This is a genomic window from Campylobacteraceae bacterium, from assembly GCA_013215945.1.
Taxonomy (GTDB): Bacteria; Campylobacterota; Campylobacteria; order Campylobacterales; family Arcobacteraceae; genus NORP36.
On the sequence record JABSOM010000012.1, the window covers coordinates 70100 to 85625 of the forward strand.

Below are 15526 nucleotides of genomic sequence, written 5' to 3' on the forward strand. Positions count from 1 at the left end.
TTAGCTATTTCATTTTGTTTTATCTGAAGTTTTCAAAACTTAATGGCGATTTTAAGTCCAAGGTTCTTAAATGAGTCATTACAGTTTGTAAATCATCAATATTTTTACCAGTAACTCTTATTTCGTCCCCTTGATTAACTGATTTTACTTTTAATTTTAATTTTTTAATTTCTGTTTGTATGATTTTTGCTTCATCTTTTTGAATAGAATCAATTAAAGGATAAGTATACTTTCTATTAGCCCCTGAGCTGTCTTCTTTTTTTGGCTCATCTAAAGAATTAATAGGAATTCCTCTTTTATTTAACTTAGATAATAAGATATCATATAAAGCATCTACTTTATTATCACTTGAGGAAATAAGAGTAATTGTTTTAGCACTCTCACTAAATTCGATATCTTTACTTCCACCTTTAAAGTCATATCTGGTGTTTGCTTCTTTTTGTGCTTGTACAATAGCATTTTTTAGTTCTTGAAAATCTAATTTTGCTGTAACATCAAATTGGTGTTCTTTTGTTGCCATAATCTATCCTGTATATTATTTTCTTAGATTATATGAAAGTTATTATGTCATAAGCATTAAAACGATTCTTTTTATGTAAAAACCATTTACTTAAGAGCGTATTGTAAAAAGATTTGAACTCTGTTGTATAAATCAAGTTATTCTTTTTTAAGTTTGTTAAAGAAGGATACTCTCCATACAAACCTCCCTTAACCCCTCCTCCTATTACAAAAGAAAAAGTAGCTGTTCCATGATCGCTGCCTTTACTTCCATTTTCTTTGACACGTCGTCCAAACTCACTGTAAGTAAGAAATAATACCTCATCAAAAATATTTTCAGTTTTAAGCTCGTTAACAAAACTCTTAATGCCTGCATTTAATTCTTTTAACAAAAGAGATAAATTTTCTTTTTGATTGGCATGGGTATCATAACTTTTTTGTGAGAGTTTAATCACAGATATATCCATAGGAGATTTTATAATTTTCACTGCTTCTTTAAAAGAATTTGAGATATCACTGTTTTCAAACTCAATAGTAACACTTACATCTTTGGCATACTTATTAACACTAAACAAAGAACGCTCAATTGTTTTTTTTTGTTTGTATAAAAACCCCAAGGTAGCATCTTGCGTACTAGAAGGAATATCAAAGTTAAGTTTTGAGCCTTCTTTTAAAAAAGCACTTATGTTCTTCATTTGTAATACATCTAAGTTTTTAGAAAAGAGATGGCCTTTTTTTCTTTTTCCAAATACAATTGCATGTACTGGTTTTTGTTTAGATAATTCTTCTTTTTCTAAAACATCACTTAACCACCCTTCCTCTAAATACTCATTACTATTACTTCCTGTTTCTACAATCTCAATAGCTCTAAAATGAGATAAGTTTGGATCTTTATATCCTAAACCATTGATTATTGCCATATCATTGTTTTGGTACAAAGAATGAAGAAAATCCAAGTCTTTATTAATAGCTAACGTTTCAGTAAGTTTTAAATACTCACTTTCTTTTAATGCAAGAGTGGGTCTTAAATCATAATAGTTCTTTTCTTTATAAGGAATGATTATATTTAAATAATCAGCTCCCCCATTAAGCTCTAAAAGAACTAAAGTTTTTTTCTTGTTAGGACTTGCCATAAAAGAAGTAGGCAGAGATAATACAAGGGCTGCTAAGATTGAGCTTTTAATAAAGTTTCTTCTTTTCATGCTTTTACCTTAATTGATAAATAGATTTTGTTAAAAGAAGAGAGAAATATTTTTTATTGTTTTTAAAAACATATTCTTCTTTACTTTTTATAGGATAAAAATATGCCTGGAATTCTTCATAATTATTAATAGCTAATTCTTTTAGTTTTTTAGGTTTTAGTTTTCTATTGAGAACTTTTTTAATAAAGTTCTGTCTTAAAACAAAAGAAGAACTATCAATCCATGCTTTATTACCTGCCCATCCTTTAACATTAGGGGGGTTAAATAATTCTTGTCCCAGACTTTTTCCAAATTTGATTAAAAAACGAAGTTCTTTTGTACTTACAGTAATATCTAAGTTCTTAATAAGCCCAATCATTAATTCACTTGGGCTTTTGATACTCTTATTGTTCATATTCCAAAAATCATCACTTAATAATAAACTCTCCATTAATAAAGATATATCATAAGAAGATTCTTTAAAGTCTTTAGCCAAAGCTTTAACGAACGTTTTATTAATATCTTCGCTTATAAACTCTTTATACAACTTAGAAACAATAAATATTCCCATCTGATCTTGTTCTAAAATAATATCAATAATATCTTTTGCATCAAAGTTTCCACTTTGATTTAAAAAGGTTTTGGATCCAAAATCATGGAACTTTTTTATTTTTACTGTTATTTGTTTTTTTCTATTAACTCTTAGGCCAGTAAATGCTCTTGCTGCATCTTTTATATCCATTTCAGAGTAATATCCCTCCCCTAAAGTAAAAAGCTCTAAGAGCTCTCTGGCATAGTTTTCATTGGGATGGGATTTTTTATTCGAGTTGTTGTCCAAATAAATAAGCATGGCCAAATCTTTTGAGCTTTTATGTAAAAAAGTATCAAAATTACCAAGGGCATTTTCTCTAAAAAGTTGATTTTGTTTGTACATAAAATAAGGGTTCTTAACTACTTTATAAGAGCTAACAAAATGATTGTGCCAAAACAGTGTCATTTTTTCTCTAAATGAATGTTGGGGTTGAAGCATCATTTCATACCACCACATTTGAAGTTCTTTCATTTTTTTCACACGCGCTTTTCTTAATACTTTTTTTTCTTCGCGTGAAAGAGACTTTCTATTCTTAAGAGGCAAAGAAATTTCTTTTAAATCTTGTGGTATAGCCAAAGTCTTAGTATCTTTAGCAGAATGTATCAAAAAAGAAATCGCTTCTTTTTTACTAAAACCTTGAAACAATTTTAAGTCTGCTTGGGTATAAGAAAAAGAAGTACGATTTAATAAGTGTTTACTCTCATCCACACTTAATGCGAAAGAAAGAGAAATAAAACTTATTAGTAAAAACAATAATTTCATTGTTGACCTTAATATCTATATATGAAAATTATAAGATGTCTATATTAACTTAATGTTAATCGTAGGAATAAAAGAAGTATTGTATCTTCGAGAAGTGGAGATTGATTCACAGGGGCGATACTTATAAAAGGATGATTTTTAAGAGCTCATAAAAGCTGGCGCATTCGTTTTTTTTCTTCTTTTCTTGAAAAGAAGAAACAAGAAAGCAACTGACGGTTGTTGAAGGCGGAGCTACCCTCGCTTATCATTTTATATTTCTAACTTGCGGAACTCCCTAAAATGTGCATTAAAGCACCTTTATTAACGGTCAAACAGTCCTCAGTTTTTTCCGAAATACAAAATAAACACTCGGCTTCAACAAAGTCAGAAACACGCTCCACGTAACATTATAAATTTCTTTTTTTATAGATAGTTAGATAAAAGAATATGAAGTAATATTAAATAAAATAATCTTTTATAAGGCTCTTCCCCTGACTTTGATAAAGCTAAATCTTTTTATTTTTTAGCGGGAAAAGGTGAAAACTGTGTGAGCGTCAGAAATGTGCTCTTTAGCACATTTTAACGAGTTCCGCAGGCTAGTTATAAAATAAAAATATTTAGGTACCCGAAGGGCTTTATCATTTCGTCAGTTGCTTCTTTTGTTACTTTTCTTTCAAGAAAGAAAAGTAAAAGAACGCAAAGGTACTTTGTATGAGCTCTTTAAAACAATAGTTATATTATAAGAAAGTGGAGATTCTGTCTCAGGGGTGTAAATTTTTAACTACAATTATTTAATATAATTGTAGTTATATTTAAACAGAATCTATTAATTCATTGATTTTGTTTTCATCACTTATCCAAGAAGTCACCATACGGACAACAGAATGTTCTTCATCATCTTTTTCCCATATATAAAAAGAAAACTTCTCTTCTAATTTTTCAATTAAACTATTTGGTAAAATCAAAAAGATTTGATTTGTCTGCGTGCTATCTAATAATCTATATCCTTTTGCAACAAAAGCATTTGAAATATTAAGAGCTAAATCATTTGCTTTTTTTGCTAATTCAAAATATAAATCATCTTTAAACAATTCTAAAAACTGAATACCAAGGGTACGTCCTTTTGCTAGTAAAGCACCTTTTTGTTTAATGTTTATATTAAAATCTTCTGCTAGATATGAATTATTTATTATAATTGCTTCTCCAAATAATGCTCCATTTTTGGTGGCACCCATAGTAAAAACATCTGTTAACTTAGAAATATCTTCTAATGTCAAATCATTATATTTTGAACATAAAGATGCTCCTAATCTTGCCCCATCTAAGAAAAGATATAATTTTTTTTCTTTACAAAATTTTGATATTTCTTCAAGTTCTTTTTTTGTATAAATAGTCCCAATTTCTGTTGCATTTGAGATATAAACTAACTTCGGTTTAACCATGTGAGGTACAAAAGAGTGATTATCTAAAGCTAATTGAATTTTATGAATATTAAGTTTCCCATTTTCAGATGGCATTGAAATTATTTTGTGTCCTGTTGCTTCAATTGCACCCGCTTCTCTTCCTAAAATATGCCCTATATCCGCAGATATAATTGCTTCGTGAGAATGTAATATTGAGGAAGTGATGATAATATTTGCTTGGGTTCCTCCAGTTACAAAAAAAACTTCTGAATCTTGATTATTCATTTTATTTTTTATTAGTTGTTTTGCTTCTATACTATATTCATCAAAACCATAGGCTGCTTGTTGCATTAAATTTGTTTTTGAAAGTGCTGCAAGAATATTTGGATGACATCCTTCACTATAATCATCTAAAAAACCGTATTTTTGCATTTTTATTCCTTAATTTTTCTATTGAAAGTTCAGTATACAGAAGGGACATTAATCATATGTTAATCTTAATACAAAAATATTGTATATTTGAAATGTAGAGATTTATGTTCAGGGGTGTAAATTTGCTTTGTTAATTACCTGAATTATTGGAAATGTCCTGAACAAAAGAAATTTTGTTTCCTTCTTCGTCAATTATTTCTGCCATTTTGATAACTTCTGGGTACTCTACAATTTTTCCAATGGGCAAATTAGCGTCCAAGAAAACTTTGCACTTTGCTTCTAGGTCATTTACACCAATAACTACTGTTGTACTGCCTGCACGCTCTAAATCGATTGAAACTTGAATCCACGCGTTTTCTAGAAGTTGCCATTCTGCAATACCTTCCATAGGCACAAGGTCTGGCTCGCGTTCAAACAACTTTTGATACCACTCAAGGGCAAGCTCGAAGTTCTTTACGGGGAGAACAGAGATAACACTATTAATATTTTTACTAGGCATCGTATTTCCTTTAATAAAATCATATAAGAGATTATATTCTACTCCTTATTAAATATAACTACAAAATATTATTGCACGAAGTTCGCAGGACTGTATACATATTTAAGCACTTAGCAATTAAGCATACTGTCACAGAATTCTAAGACCAAAAGACGCAAAGCTTAATTGTATGAGCTCTTTAAAGAGTAGTTATATTATAAAAAAGTGGAGATTCATTCTTAGGGCTGTGAATTTACTTTATTAAAGAGACTTATTTAATCTTTTTAGATATACTGCTCGAGCACATTTATGTGTAACTGTAAGGGCTGCGGCTGCAACTTTTGCCCTTACTTTTCTCAGACTACTAGAATCAAAAAAATAATAAGCTCAAAATAAAAATATTTATCTTCCTATATTTAAATTATCATAAAATTCCGACAAAATAGTTATATTATAAACGGATTTAAAATATAAAATTTAAGCATGATTTTATGAATATATACAATAAGTTTAAGTTTCATTTTCCTATAATTTATTTGTAATTTAGATAAATAAATTATTGATTTACTTTAATTTATGAGTATCTCTAAATAATAAAATAAGGTAAATATTATGAAGAAAAGCAAGGGCACAATTGTAAGGCGAAACAAAATACCAGAAAATGAAGGTATTCCACTTAGTACACCTTTATCTGCATCTGTAATGTATCATTATGAAAATATTGAACAAGTAAAAGCTTTAAACGAGAAAAAAATTGAAGGCTTTTCTTATGCCCGATATGCAAATCCTAATGCTAAAATTTTAGCAGAAAAGATTTCTTGGTTGGAAGATGCCAAAGGTGGGTTTATTACCGCTTCTGGTATGTCTGCATTGTCTTGTGTCTTTTTAGCTTTACTAAAAAAAGGGGATACAATAGCTGCTTCAAAACAGCTATATGGGCAATCTTTAAAAATGCTTACAAAAATGCTTCCTCGTATGGGTTTTGAAACTAAATTTTTTGATTCTTCTGACCCTAGCACTTTTGCTGAAGCCATTACCCCCTCAACCAAAATTATTTTAGTAGAAATCGAATCAAACCCTCTACTTAGAATTACCTATTTTGATGAATTGGTAAAAGTAGCGAAAGAATCATCTGCTTTAATAATGGTAGACAATACTTTTACAACGCCTTCAGGATATAAACCCTTAAACCATGGTGCTACGTTAGTAATGCATTCTGTTTCAAAAATTTTATCAGGACATAGTGATTTAAATTTAGGATATATTGGCTCAAATGACGATAAACTTCTTGAAGATATTGATGAGCTTATTGCAAATTTTGGACTTAATTCTAACCCTTTTAATTGTTGGCTAGCTGAGAGAGGATTACATACTTTTGATTTAAGATTTAAAGAAGCACAAAGAAATGCAGCTAAACTGGCAGCTCTTCTTGAAGATCATCCAAAAATTTCCAAACTCTATTATCCAGGCCTTGCCTCGCATCCTGAACATTTACTGGCAAAAACAATGCTAAAAGGTAATTTTGGCACAATAGTTAGTTTTGTATTAAAAGGTGACTATAACAATGTAAATAACTTTCTTAATGCTGCAAAGGATATCCCTTATGGAAGTACATTAGGAGATGTTTCAACATTAGTAGTTGTACCTTCAATCTCTTCTCATCGCCATTTAACTAAAGAAGAACGACTCGAGCTTGGAATAGAAGATACCTTGATTAGAGTATCTTTGGGAATAGAAGCCTTTACTTTAATTAAAAGTGATTTTTTAACAGGATTAGAGGAAGCCTAAGTTTTTATCTTAAAAGTGGATTTCCTACCCCTGGGGTGTAATTTCCATTTTTTATTGGGAAGTTCGGGTGACCGTATACCTAATTTAACCACTTTGTCAATTAGGTATACGGTCACCAGATTTTTTTAAAGGGAATTTAAAGAGGACAGGCACCTTTAATTTTTCTGATTTAATGGTGCCTGCCCCATTTATTTATTTTAAATAAATTTTCAAGCACATAATCAACCTTACATTTTTGTTTTTATATGCTCTATTTAGGATCTTAATATCCTCGAGATGTCAATTATTATTATAGTTACTATACTTTACCGGTAGTTAGTAATTCAACTGTTTTCCCATATAAATACCCAGTCAATTTTCCAGTTTTTTCAACAATATTATCTCCTGTTTCAATATTCGCTCCATCCGATATATAATCTTTAACAACATCTTTAATTTCCCCATATAAATCTTTCACAGAATCTTCTCCTTTTTTATTTACTATCCCTTTTAACTTTTTATAAATAGAATTTCTTAGATCATCAGGGAACTCTGCACCTAATATATCTTTTAAACCATCTTCCTTTAATGAATTAATTACTTTACTAATATTTGCTTTATTTGCTAATTCAGGGAGAACTTTAACTATTGATTTACTAAATAATTCTATAGTCTGTAACTTTTCATTAACCTCTAGTGATTTTTCATTAATTGTATTCATAGTTTCTATAACTTGATTAAGTTTATCTTCATAGTTTAAAGTTTCTAACTTATATTTAATATATTCTAAATCTTGTTTATATTTTATACTCTCTCTTATTTTTCTATAGTTTTGAATTAAAAGCTTCCAGTATTCATCTAATTTTGAATTTTTTATATGTTCAATAAACCTTTCTCTATCAAACCCATTATCTTCTTTTTTAATATGTAAGAATGGAACTAATTTAGGAGAACCTTCTCTTATTTCTTCTTTTGAATACATTGAAACAATAATAATTGGTATATTAATTAAAAATTGTTCATTGCTATTCATAAATAATTCTATAATTTCTTCACCTGTCGTCTCTTTTGGATTCTCATCAGAGGTAAGATTTAAATCTAAAAATAATAGGTCAATTTTTTTATCTTTTATTATTGTTTTAAGTTCTCTGAATATGTTTGAAGATTGATTATTAGTAGCATATTCTCTTATCTTATTACTGAAAGATCGTAATTTAGACTTGTCAGGATATATGTTAAGAGGATCAATATCAAAGTATTCTAATCCTTTCCTCATTTCAACTATATTATTGAAATTATCATCAACAATTAATATTTTAATATTATTACTTTCCACACTACACATTTATAATCCTTTTATTATAATTTTAAAGTCATTATCCATATTGGAATAAGATACTAATTCATGTTTTATTTTATTAAAATATTTATTTATAGACTCTAATCCAATTTTATTTTTTTTATTAAAATCTTTTTTATTCCTGTTATTTAAAATATTTATACTATTATCAATTGGATCTAAGAAAATTCTAATTATGCAAGTTTCATTATTTAGCAAATTATTATATTTTCCGGCATTGTAACAAAGCTCAAAAATAATACTTCTTATATTTTCTACTAACGCCCCTGATATTTTATAACAATCTATATCATTTATGATAATTTTATAGTTAATTGTTTCATTAGAAATTTTTGAATTTCCAGAAATATATGCAATGTTTAAAAACTTCAAAATATCTACTCTCATTTCTCTTGCAATCATAAAAAAATCTTCTGAATTACTAAAATCAATTTTGTTATCTTTATATCCAATTTGTGCTACTTCAGCTATATATGGTAACCCAAAGGCGTAATCTTTTAATTCATTAATATTTATTAATAAACTTTGAAGTTCAGTTTTAAGTATCTCTTTATTATTTCTAATTGGAAAGATATCATGATCGCTAAGTTTTTGAGTTAACATTATTCTAAAATTAAGCATTCCTCCAATATTATGATTATAATTACTAAGATATGAAGAAAGTATTTTTTTCTCTTTTTCACTTTCAACTAACTTCATTTGAGCTAATATTTTTTCTTGTTTATTGTTTTCTACCTCAATATAGCTTTCAATAATTTTTGCTAACAGTAAATGTTTATGAAAGAAATCTATTATATTATTTTGAACCATCAATAACTTACGTGAAATTAATAAATGACTATTCAGATCATCATCGTGTTCTATTACTACTATGCCTAAAGGACAATAATCTTGTGTAATCCTAATATATGTTTTAGAGTTTTTATGAAAATTGCACCAAATATTATATTTATTTTCTCCTTTATCTTTTAATATAATATCGTATTCAGATTTGTCAGAATCAATTGTTGCGCCCTTATATATTAAATTCACATTTTCATCTTCATTTTCATCATATTTGTTAAAAATATCTACCAAATTTATATTAGATATATTCTGATTTGTGTCAATAAAAAAACTTATTTTTTTATTAATAATAATTTCCTTTAAGAAATTTAACATTTCTTTTCTTAAGATTATTAATACATCATTTAGTTCATTATTATAATTAATTTCCTTTGACAAAAACTTGTTTTTATATGATTCTAAATATTTTGTGTTTTCAACAAATAGTCCAAATATACGTGAATAATATCCATTATATTGTAGAGGATAATCTTTAAAAAAATCTCTTAATGACATATTAAAATATAGTGATTTTTCTTTACTATAAGATGTAACTACTTTTACCGCAATTGGATAGATAGTCAATAGTCTTTTATACTTAGAGTATATGCTTACTTTGTATTTTATTCTTTTAGTTAATTTATGATAAAAAGTTATCATTTCAAGAGATATAATATAATTTACATTTAGGTAACTAGCTGTTGATATTAAAAAATTGAAATAATCTATATTTGTTTTACTTTTAATTTCATAAAAATTTACAATATTTTCAATGCAAATAAAATTATTTCTAATATTATTTATTTCCTGTTCTTCAACTATTAAATTTATAGTTGGTGTTTTGACTTTATGTGGTCTAGTTGAAATATCTTCAATTATAAAATTCTTTAATTCTTTTATTATATAGAAATGAACAAGTTCTCTAATTTTTTCAATAAATGATATTTTTGGAAATGATAATGTTTTAATAAATGCAATTTTTGCTTCAAATTTAATAATCTTTTTTATTTCTTTAGTTAAGCCTGAAGAATTTAAATAATATTCATCAAAATATTTTTCCACATCATTAATGAATATACTCATTTCATCCTCAATATCAGTAAAAATAGATATTCTCTTATAAATATGTTCAACAGCATGCATTTTCAAATAGTTTTTAAAATCTTCAACCTGTTCAATACTTTTATACTCAATTCCTTCAAAAATTTTCAATTCTAAGTTTTCAGCTTTTTTTTCTAACTTATTCTTAATAAATACCAATGATGAACTATCTATTAAGTTTTTTAAGTTTTTTTCTCTTTCACACAGATAACAATCTTCAAAACCTATCTTAATTGGTTTTATATGAAGTTCAAAAAATGCAAAATAATTATTATAGTATTTACTTAAAATAAAAAGTTTTTCATTTTCATCTGTTCTGTCAACCAATGAAAAAATAGATTTAAATTTATCTTCTTTTGAAATATATTTTAAAATATGGTAAAAATATTCTAATGTAGCGCCAGAAGATATTACATCATCAATAAAAAAGAATTCATACTTTTCAGGATTAGCGTTATATTTTATTTTTATTTTTTCCAAAGAATGTATATTTTGTTCTTTATTAAATAAATTAAATGAATGAATAATGGCATTATTTTCAAATATGATATTATCAATTATTGATATAAAATCACTATTAGAATCGTGATTTGAAGACAAAATAACAGGTATTTTACTTTTATCATAACTATTAGATATATATTTTTCACTAAAATAAGATTTAATTTTAGTTATATTATTTTTTAAGAATTGAACTGTTTTAATGTAGTATAAGTAATGATTTCTACCTCGTTTAGTGTGCCCAAACTCTATGGCATTAATCCAAGAAACATTTTTCTTTTCTATTCTCTTTACTTCTACTTGATATTTAAAAAAATTCTGTATGTTATACTTGTCTTTATCTATTTTGTATAAAGGTTTTTCTATCCCTCCGTTACAATCGTCACAATTGTCTGCCTTACTTATAATACTATTAATATTCTTTTCAAAGAGAGAAGTCCAATCATATTTTAATTCTTTTTTAAATTCATATTTTAATTTAAGAAAACAATAAAAATATGAATTTACATTTTCTATAAATCTTTCTATTTTATCTGGATATACGGTAACAGGTGAAAATATAATAAAAGATTTATTCTCATTCGATATTTTAAAGTTCTCATATTGTTCAATATTTTTATTATTAAGATCTTCAATGATAAAAGTAGAAATATCTTTGCTCAATATTGTTTTAACAATAGATAAGATTAAGGATGAATATCTTTCAATACCAATAAAGACAATTTTATCAATATTAAAATCATTTTCTATTCTTAATGCTAAATCAAAAGATATTCTATTAACCCATGTAGAATCTTCAAAAATATGCTTAAAATAATAAAACTTTTTTAAATGAGAATTATTATTTGTATCTAAATGTATATTTTCATAATTTGATTTTAATTCAAGATAATTATCAATCATTCCTGTATAGTTTTTTTCTTTATTTTTATATGGTAAAAATAATTCTAAAGGAATAAACAAATCTTTATCTTTATCTTTATAAAATAAATTTGTATTAACATTAATTTTTTCATCACAGGAAGTATTATTTTTTAAAAAATTTGTTTTATCATAATTGAATGTTTCACATAACATATTGTTAATTAAACACATTTGATTTTCAGATTTTCCTCCAATAAACATAGCTCTAGGAAAAGTATTATCTAAAAATAATATATTAGATATCTTCTTTAAAGAAGAGGTATCCCTATAAATTTCTAAATAGTTAATTTGTTTTTTAATTGGAAAATCAAGTACCACAATATCTTTGATAGAAGTTTCATGTATATAAGCATAAGAATAAATAGATCTTAAAAAATTACTAATAATATTGCTTTTATCATATTTAAGATATAAAGACATTTCTTCTTTTCTATCTTTCACTATTTCTTTTGGTAACTCTTTATTTATAAGTTGTGTATAGTTTATTAGTATAAAACTTTTAATTGACTTTTTAATTATTTCTTTATTAATAAAGTGAGTTCTATAATCGTAAGTATGTACATTTAACACTTCATTTTTAAAAATATCATTCTTAATTTTTGAACCAAAAGGAAAAGATATATGAATATATGTACCTTTTATACATATACCCTTTAATTCTGTAACATATACCTTTGCATTTTGAACTACTATATGATATGTATTCATTTTTCTGTGTACATAAACAGTTAATTTGGTTTTATTTTGATTTTTATGTTTATCTAATTGGGCTAATAGTTTTAGTAAAAGAGGGAATCCAAAATGTTTTTTTATCCTTTTTTTATGAATTGCAAAAATATAATCTAAGCTAAATATTTTTTCTAAAACTTCTATATTCTTGTTATTCTCTAAATCTTTAATAATACTGTCATACTCTTCAATTGCTTCAGTATTTGATATATTTTCTTCTTCTTTTTCATCTTTCATAGTTTTTAAATAAGTTTCTAGAAAACCTTCACTATAATCATCACACACTATGAATTCATTTTGTTGATCATGAGAATTTTTATAAAAAGCGATATGTCCATTTGCAAGTTTATTATTATACTTTGCATGTTTTTGTATATTATCTATCATTTCTAGCAAAATATCTTTAAATCCATTAATTGAATCATCTTTATTATCAGTTATAGCTAAATATGTTACAAATATATCTGTAAATAATTTATCATTCTTATCCTTATAAATACCATTTTCTTTTGTTTCTCTTTGAAGTTTTTTATAAAAATGCTTTCTATTCTCGTTATTTACTAGTTCCTTTTTATTCGTAGTTTTATTCGTTATCCAATAATCTTTTGATATGAAGTCAATATCTATATTATTATTAGTGATTTTAACAATTGGTAAATAATTATATTCTTGTTCTTTTAAGAGAGTTAAATTATTATCTTTATTATTATCATTATTACCTTTTACAGTTGTATGTAAAAGTATTTTACTTTTTCCTGATTTATTACTTTGCTCAAGTCCATATATAAGAGCTTCCGTATATAGAAGGCCTATTTGCGCAATCTCCACTATATCACAATCAATAAACTGTGTTAAATAAGTTAAAATATATTTTTGAACTTTTTCTTCTAAAGATTTTATATCAATTGTTATCTTTATATTTTGTTCTTTATATCTTTCGTTTATTTCAAAATCATCATATAAATTTAATAGTAAAATAATAAATAGAGGATGAACAAATTCAATAGGGCTTTCTTTAGAACTATCAAAAACTATATTTAAGATATTATTCCCTTTATCTGAAATTTGATCTACTATATTAGAAATTATTCTATGATAATTTTGTATTTGTAAATTCTCACTATTATTTAAAAGTTTGTTATTAATATTTATTTGCTTCATTTTATTCTCTTTATATCTAAATATTTTTAATATGTTTTTAATATTACTAATTATTTAAATTATTATATGCATAATTTATTTTCTTAATCATTCTAGAAAGATTGATTTGATTTTCTCTTTCTTCTAATTATTCACTATTTTTATGTAAACTTTAATCTAACTATTTATTCATGGAACACTATGTTCATTTTTTCCATACACCTATTATTAAAAGACACTTTAAATGTCTTTTTATAAACATAATAAGTACCTAAAAACAGTACTTTATAATTTAAAATAAATTATAGTACTATTTATCTTAAAATTTAAATGTAATTTTACCTCTAGATATAGATGTTATATGGACAACTTGTATCTTTAACTATAAAAAAATTTGGTAAATCCACATTATTTTTCTTAAGAAAATATATTAATTTTCATTTATTTTAAAGTATACAAAAAACCTGTCACAGTTTGCGTCACAGATTTAACAAATTTTATTATTTCTAATAATTCAATTTACACCCCTGAGAATGAATCTCCACTTTTTTAAAGAGCTCTTACAAGTAACCTTTGCGCTTTTTTCTTTTTCTTAATTGTCAGAAAAAGAAACAAAAAGAAGCAACTGACGAGATGATAAAGCCCTTCGGGTGCCTAAATATTTTTATTTGTTAGCGAGGCTCAAAAACTCACTAAAACGTGGTAAAGAGCACATTTCTAACGCTCAAACAGTTTTCACCTTTCTCCGCTAAAAAATAAAAGATTTAGCTTTCTCAAAGTCAGGGGAAGAGCTGTTGAGAATGTAGTTTTTCTCTTTGATTTATTTATTTCTTATATTTTTACCTTCAAGAAAAAGAGAAAATATTTTACAGGAAAACGTGGAGAATAGTTCTGACTTTGTTGAAGCCGAGTGTTTATTTTGGGGAATGCTAGTAACAGTTTACTCATTTAAGCATTTAGTTAATTAGGTAAACTCGTATCTAGATGATATTATTCGTTAACAAATTTACCATTTTTACATTTTCCAAAACTTTTGAAAAAAAGTTTTGCACTATCTTTATTTTTAGTAGAAAAAGTTATAGTATTATGTTTATTATCTTCTGCCATGTTCTCTCTTATTCTTATGTCAAAGAAAATCACAGTATCTTCTACTATTAATCCAAGTCTAGAATTGATATGTTCTGTTATATCATTTAATTTTTTTCGACCTTTTTTATTATAAGTAAATTTTATTGAGTTATCTTTTAACGTAATTTTCTCAGCATCTTCACAAGTTAAAGCTATCTTATTTTCAATAGTAAAAAATGTATTTGTTGAAGAAAATAAATATATATTAACAATAAGTAATGTAGATAATATTTTCATAAAAACCTTTCTTTTAGCTTATTTGACAAGTGACTATTTGTCCTGTGAAATGACTTTTTAAACTTACCCGTAAATGAAAACAATCTTCTGGAATATCTATAATTTTACTTGCTGGAGCTACAAATTCAATAGGAATAAATGAAGTTGGTAAATGGACACGGACGGTAAATGTAGCAGGTGTCGATGAATCTGTATCAAATGATAATTTCACTTTCAGAGCATTTCCACAGTATTCTTCTATTTTAACTTCGTCTCCCCAAAAAAAAGGAGGCGCATGTAAGGTTACTGTTTTCATAGAACTCCTTAGATTATTAATATAATAATATCTTTTATTATATTAATAATCCATTAAAAACTTACAGCAAAAAAAATGAATCTCAATTTTTTATAATATAACTATCTATAAAAGAAATCAATTATTATAAAACGTGGAGCGTGTTTCTGCCTTTGTTGAAGCCGAGCGTTTATTTTTTGTTTCGAAACAGCCTG

10 protein-coding genes are annotated in these 15526 nt (G+C 25.9%); 1 reads left to right on the forward strand and 9 read right to left on the reverse strand.

The features are described from left to right. Positions 1 to 19 precede the first annotated feature (19 nt). The 5 genes from HRT41_12530 to HRT41_12550 form a co-directional block, all read right to left on the reverse strand. The gene (locus tag HRT41_12530; protein NQY24850.1) at positions 20 to 520 is read right to left on the reverse strand and encodes a YajQ family cyclic di-GMP-binding protein; all 501 of its coding nucleotides are present in this window, start codon (positions 518 to 520) and stop codon (positions 20 to 22) included. A 28-nt stretch (positions 521 to 548) separates the two neighbouring features. After that, complete coding sequence (locus tag HRT41_12535; protein NQY24851.1) at positions 549 to 1700, reverse strand: DUF1501 domain-containing protein; 1152 nt, start codon at positions 1698 to 1700, stop codon at positions 549 to 551. A 4-nt stretch (positions 1701 to 1704) separates the two neighbouring features. After that, entirely contained in the window at positions 1705 to 3033 is a 1329-nt protein-coding gene (locus HRT41_12540) for a DUF1800 domain-containing protein (GenBank protein NQY24852.1), read from the reverse strand. A gap of 791 nt (positions 3034 to 3824) precedes the next feature. After that, positions 3825 to 4847 (reverse strand): aminotransferase class I/II-fold pyridoxal phosphate-dependent enzyme, encoded by a 1023-nt coding sequence (locus HRT41_12545; GenBank protein NQY24853.1) that lies wholly within the window; start codon positions 4845 to 4847, stop codon positions 3825 to 3827. 130 nt (positions 4848 to 4977) lie between these two features. Then, on the reverse strand, positions 4978 to 5346 hold the full coding sequence (locus HRT41_12550) for a VOC family protein (GenBank protein NQY24854.1): 369 nt from the start codon (positions 5344 to 5346) through the stop codon (positions 4978 to 4980). Between the two features lie 591 nt (positions 5347 to 5937). On the opposite strand from HRT41_12550, the gene HRT41_12555 reads away from it, so the two are divergent. Next, on the forward strand, positions 5938 to 7113 hold the full coding sequence (locus HRT41_12555; GenBank protein ID NQY24855.1) for a PLP-dependent transferase: 1176 nt from the start codon (positions 5938 to 5940) through the stop codon (positions 7111 to 7113). 298 nt (positions 7114 to 7411) lie between these two features. On the opposite strand, the gene HRT41_12560 is transcribed toward HRT41_12555, so the two are convergent. The 4 genes from HRT41_12560 to HRT41_12575 all read right to left on the reverse strand — a co-directional run bounded on the left by HRT41_12560 (position 7412) and on the right by HRT41_12575 (position 15332). Then, a complete protein-coding gene (locus HRT41_12560) occupies positions 7412 to 8437 on the reverse strand; it encodes a hypothetical protein (protein NQY24856.1) in 1026 nt (341 codons plus the stop codon). Continuing rightward, on the reverse strand, positions 8438 to 13693 hold the full coding sequence (locus tag HRT41_12565; protein ID NQY24857.1) for a hypothetical protein: 5256 nt from the start codon (positions 13691 to 13693) through the stop codon (positions 8438 to 8440). A 969-nt stretch (positions 13694 to 14662) separates the two neighbouring features. Next, the gene (locus HRT41_12570; protein ID NQY24858.1) at positions 14663 to 15037 is read right to left on the reverse strand and encodes a hypothetical protein; all 375 of its coding nucleotides are present in this window, start codon (positions 15035 to 15037) and stop codon (positions 14663 to 14665) included. 13 nt (positions 15038 to 15050) lie between these two features. Next, positions 15051 to 15332: a hypothetical protein gene (locus HRT41_12575; GenBank protein NQY24859.1), complete on the reverse strand. Its 282-nt coding sequence runs from the start codon at positions 15330 to 15332 to the stop codon at positions 15051 to 15053. Between the last annotated feature and the right edge of the window lie 194 nt (positions 15333 to 15526).

What these genes read in the sequence shown, in the direction of transcription:
- HRT41_12530 (NQY24850.1), bottom strand. Translation starts at nt 520, where the DNA reads ATGGCAACAAAAGAACACCAATTTGATGTTACAGCAAAATTAGATTTT.
- HRT41_12535 (NQY24851.1), bottom strand. Translation starts at nt 1,700, where the DNA reads ATGAAAAGAAGAAACTTTATTAAAAGCTCAATCTTAGCAGCCCTTGTA.
- HRT41_12540 (NQY24852.1), bottom strand. Translation starts at nt 3,033, where the DNA reads ATGAAATTATTGTTTTTACTAATAAGTTTTATTTCTCTTTCTTTCGCA.
- HRT41_12545 (NQY24853.1), bottom strand. Translation starts at nt 4,847, where the DNA reads ATGCAAAAATACGGTTTTTTAGATGATTATAGTGAAGGATGTCATCCA.
- HRT41_12550 (NQY24854.1), bottom strand. Translation starts at nt 5,346, where the DNA reads ATGCCTAGTAAAAATATTAATAGTGTTATCTCTGTTCTCCCCGTAAAG.
- HRT41_12555 (NQY24855.1), top strand. Translation starts at nt 5,938, where the DNA reads ATGAAGAAAAGCAAGGGCACAATTGTAAGGCGAAACAAAATACCAGAA.
- HRT41_12560 (NQY24856.1), bottom strand. Translation starts at nt 8,437, where the DNA reads ATGTGTAGTGTGGAAAGTAATAATATTAAAATATTAATTGTTGATGAT.
- HRT41_12565 (NQY24857.1), bottom strand. Translation starts at nt 13,693, where the DNA reads ATGAAGCAAATAAATATTAATAACAAACTTTTAAATAATAGTGAGAAT.
- HRT41_12570 (NQY24858.1), bottom strand. Translation starts at nt 15,037, where the DNA reads ATGAAAATATTATCTACATTACTTATTGTTAATATATATTTATTTTCT.
- HRT41_12575 (NQY24859.1), bottom strand. Translation starts at nt 15,332, where the DNA reads ATGAAAACAGTAACCTTACATGCGCCTCCTTTTTTTTGGGGAGACGAA.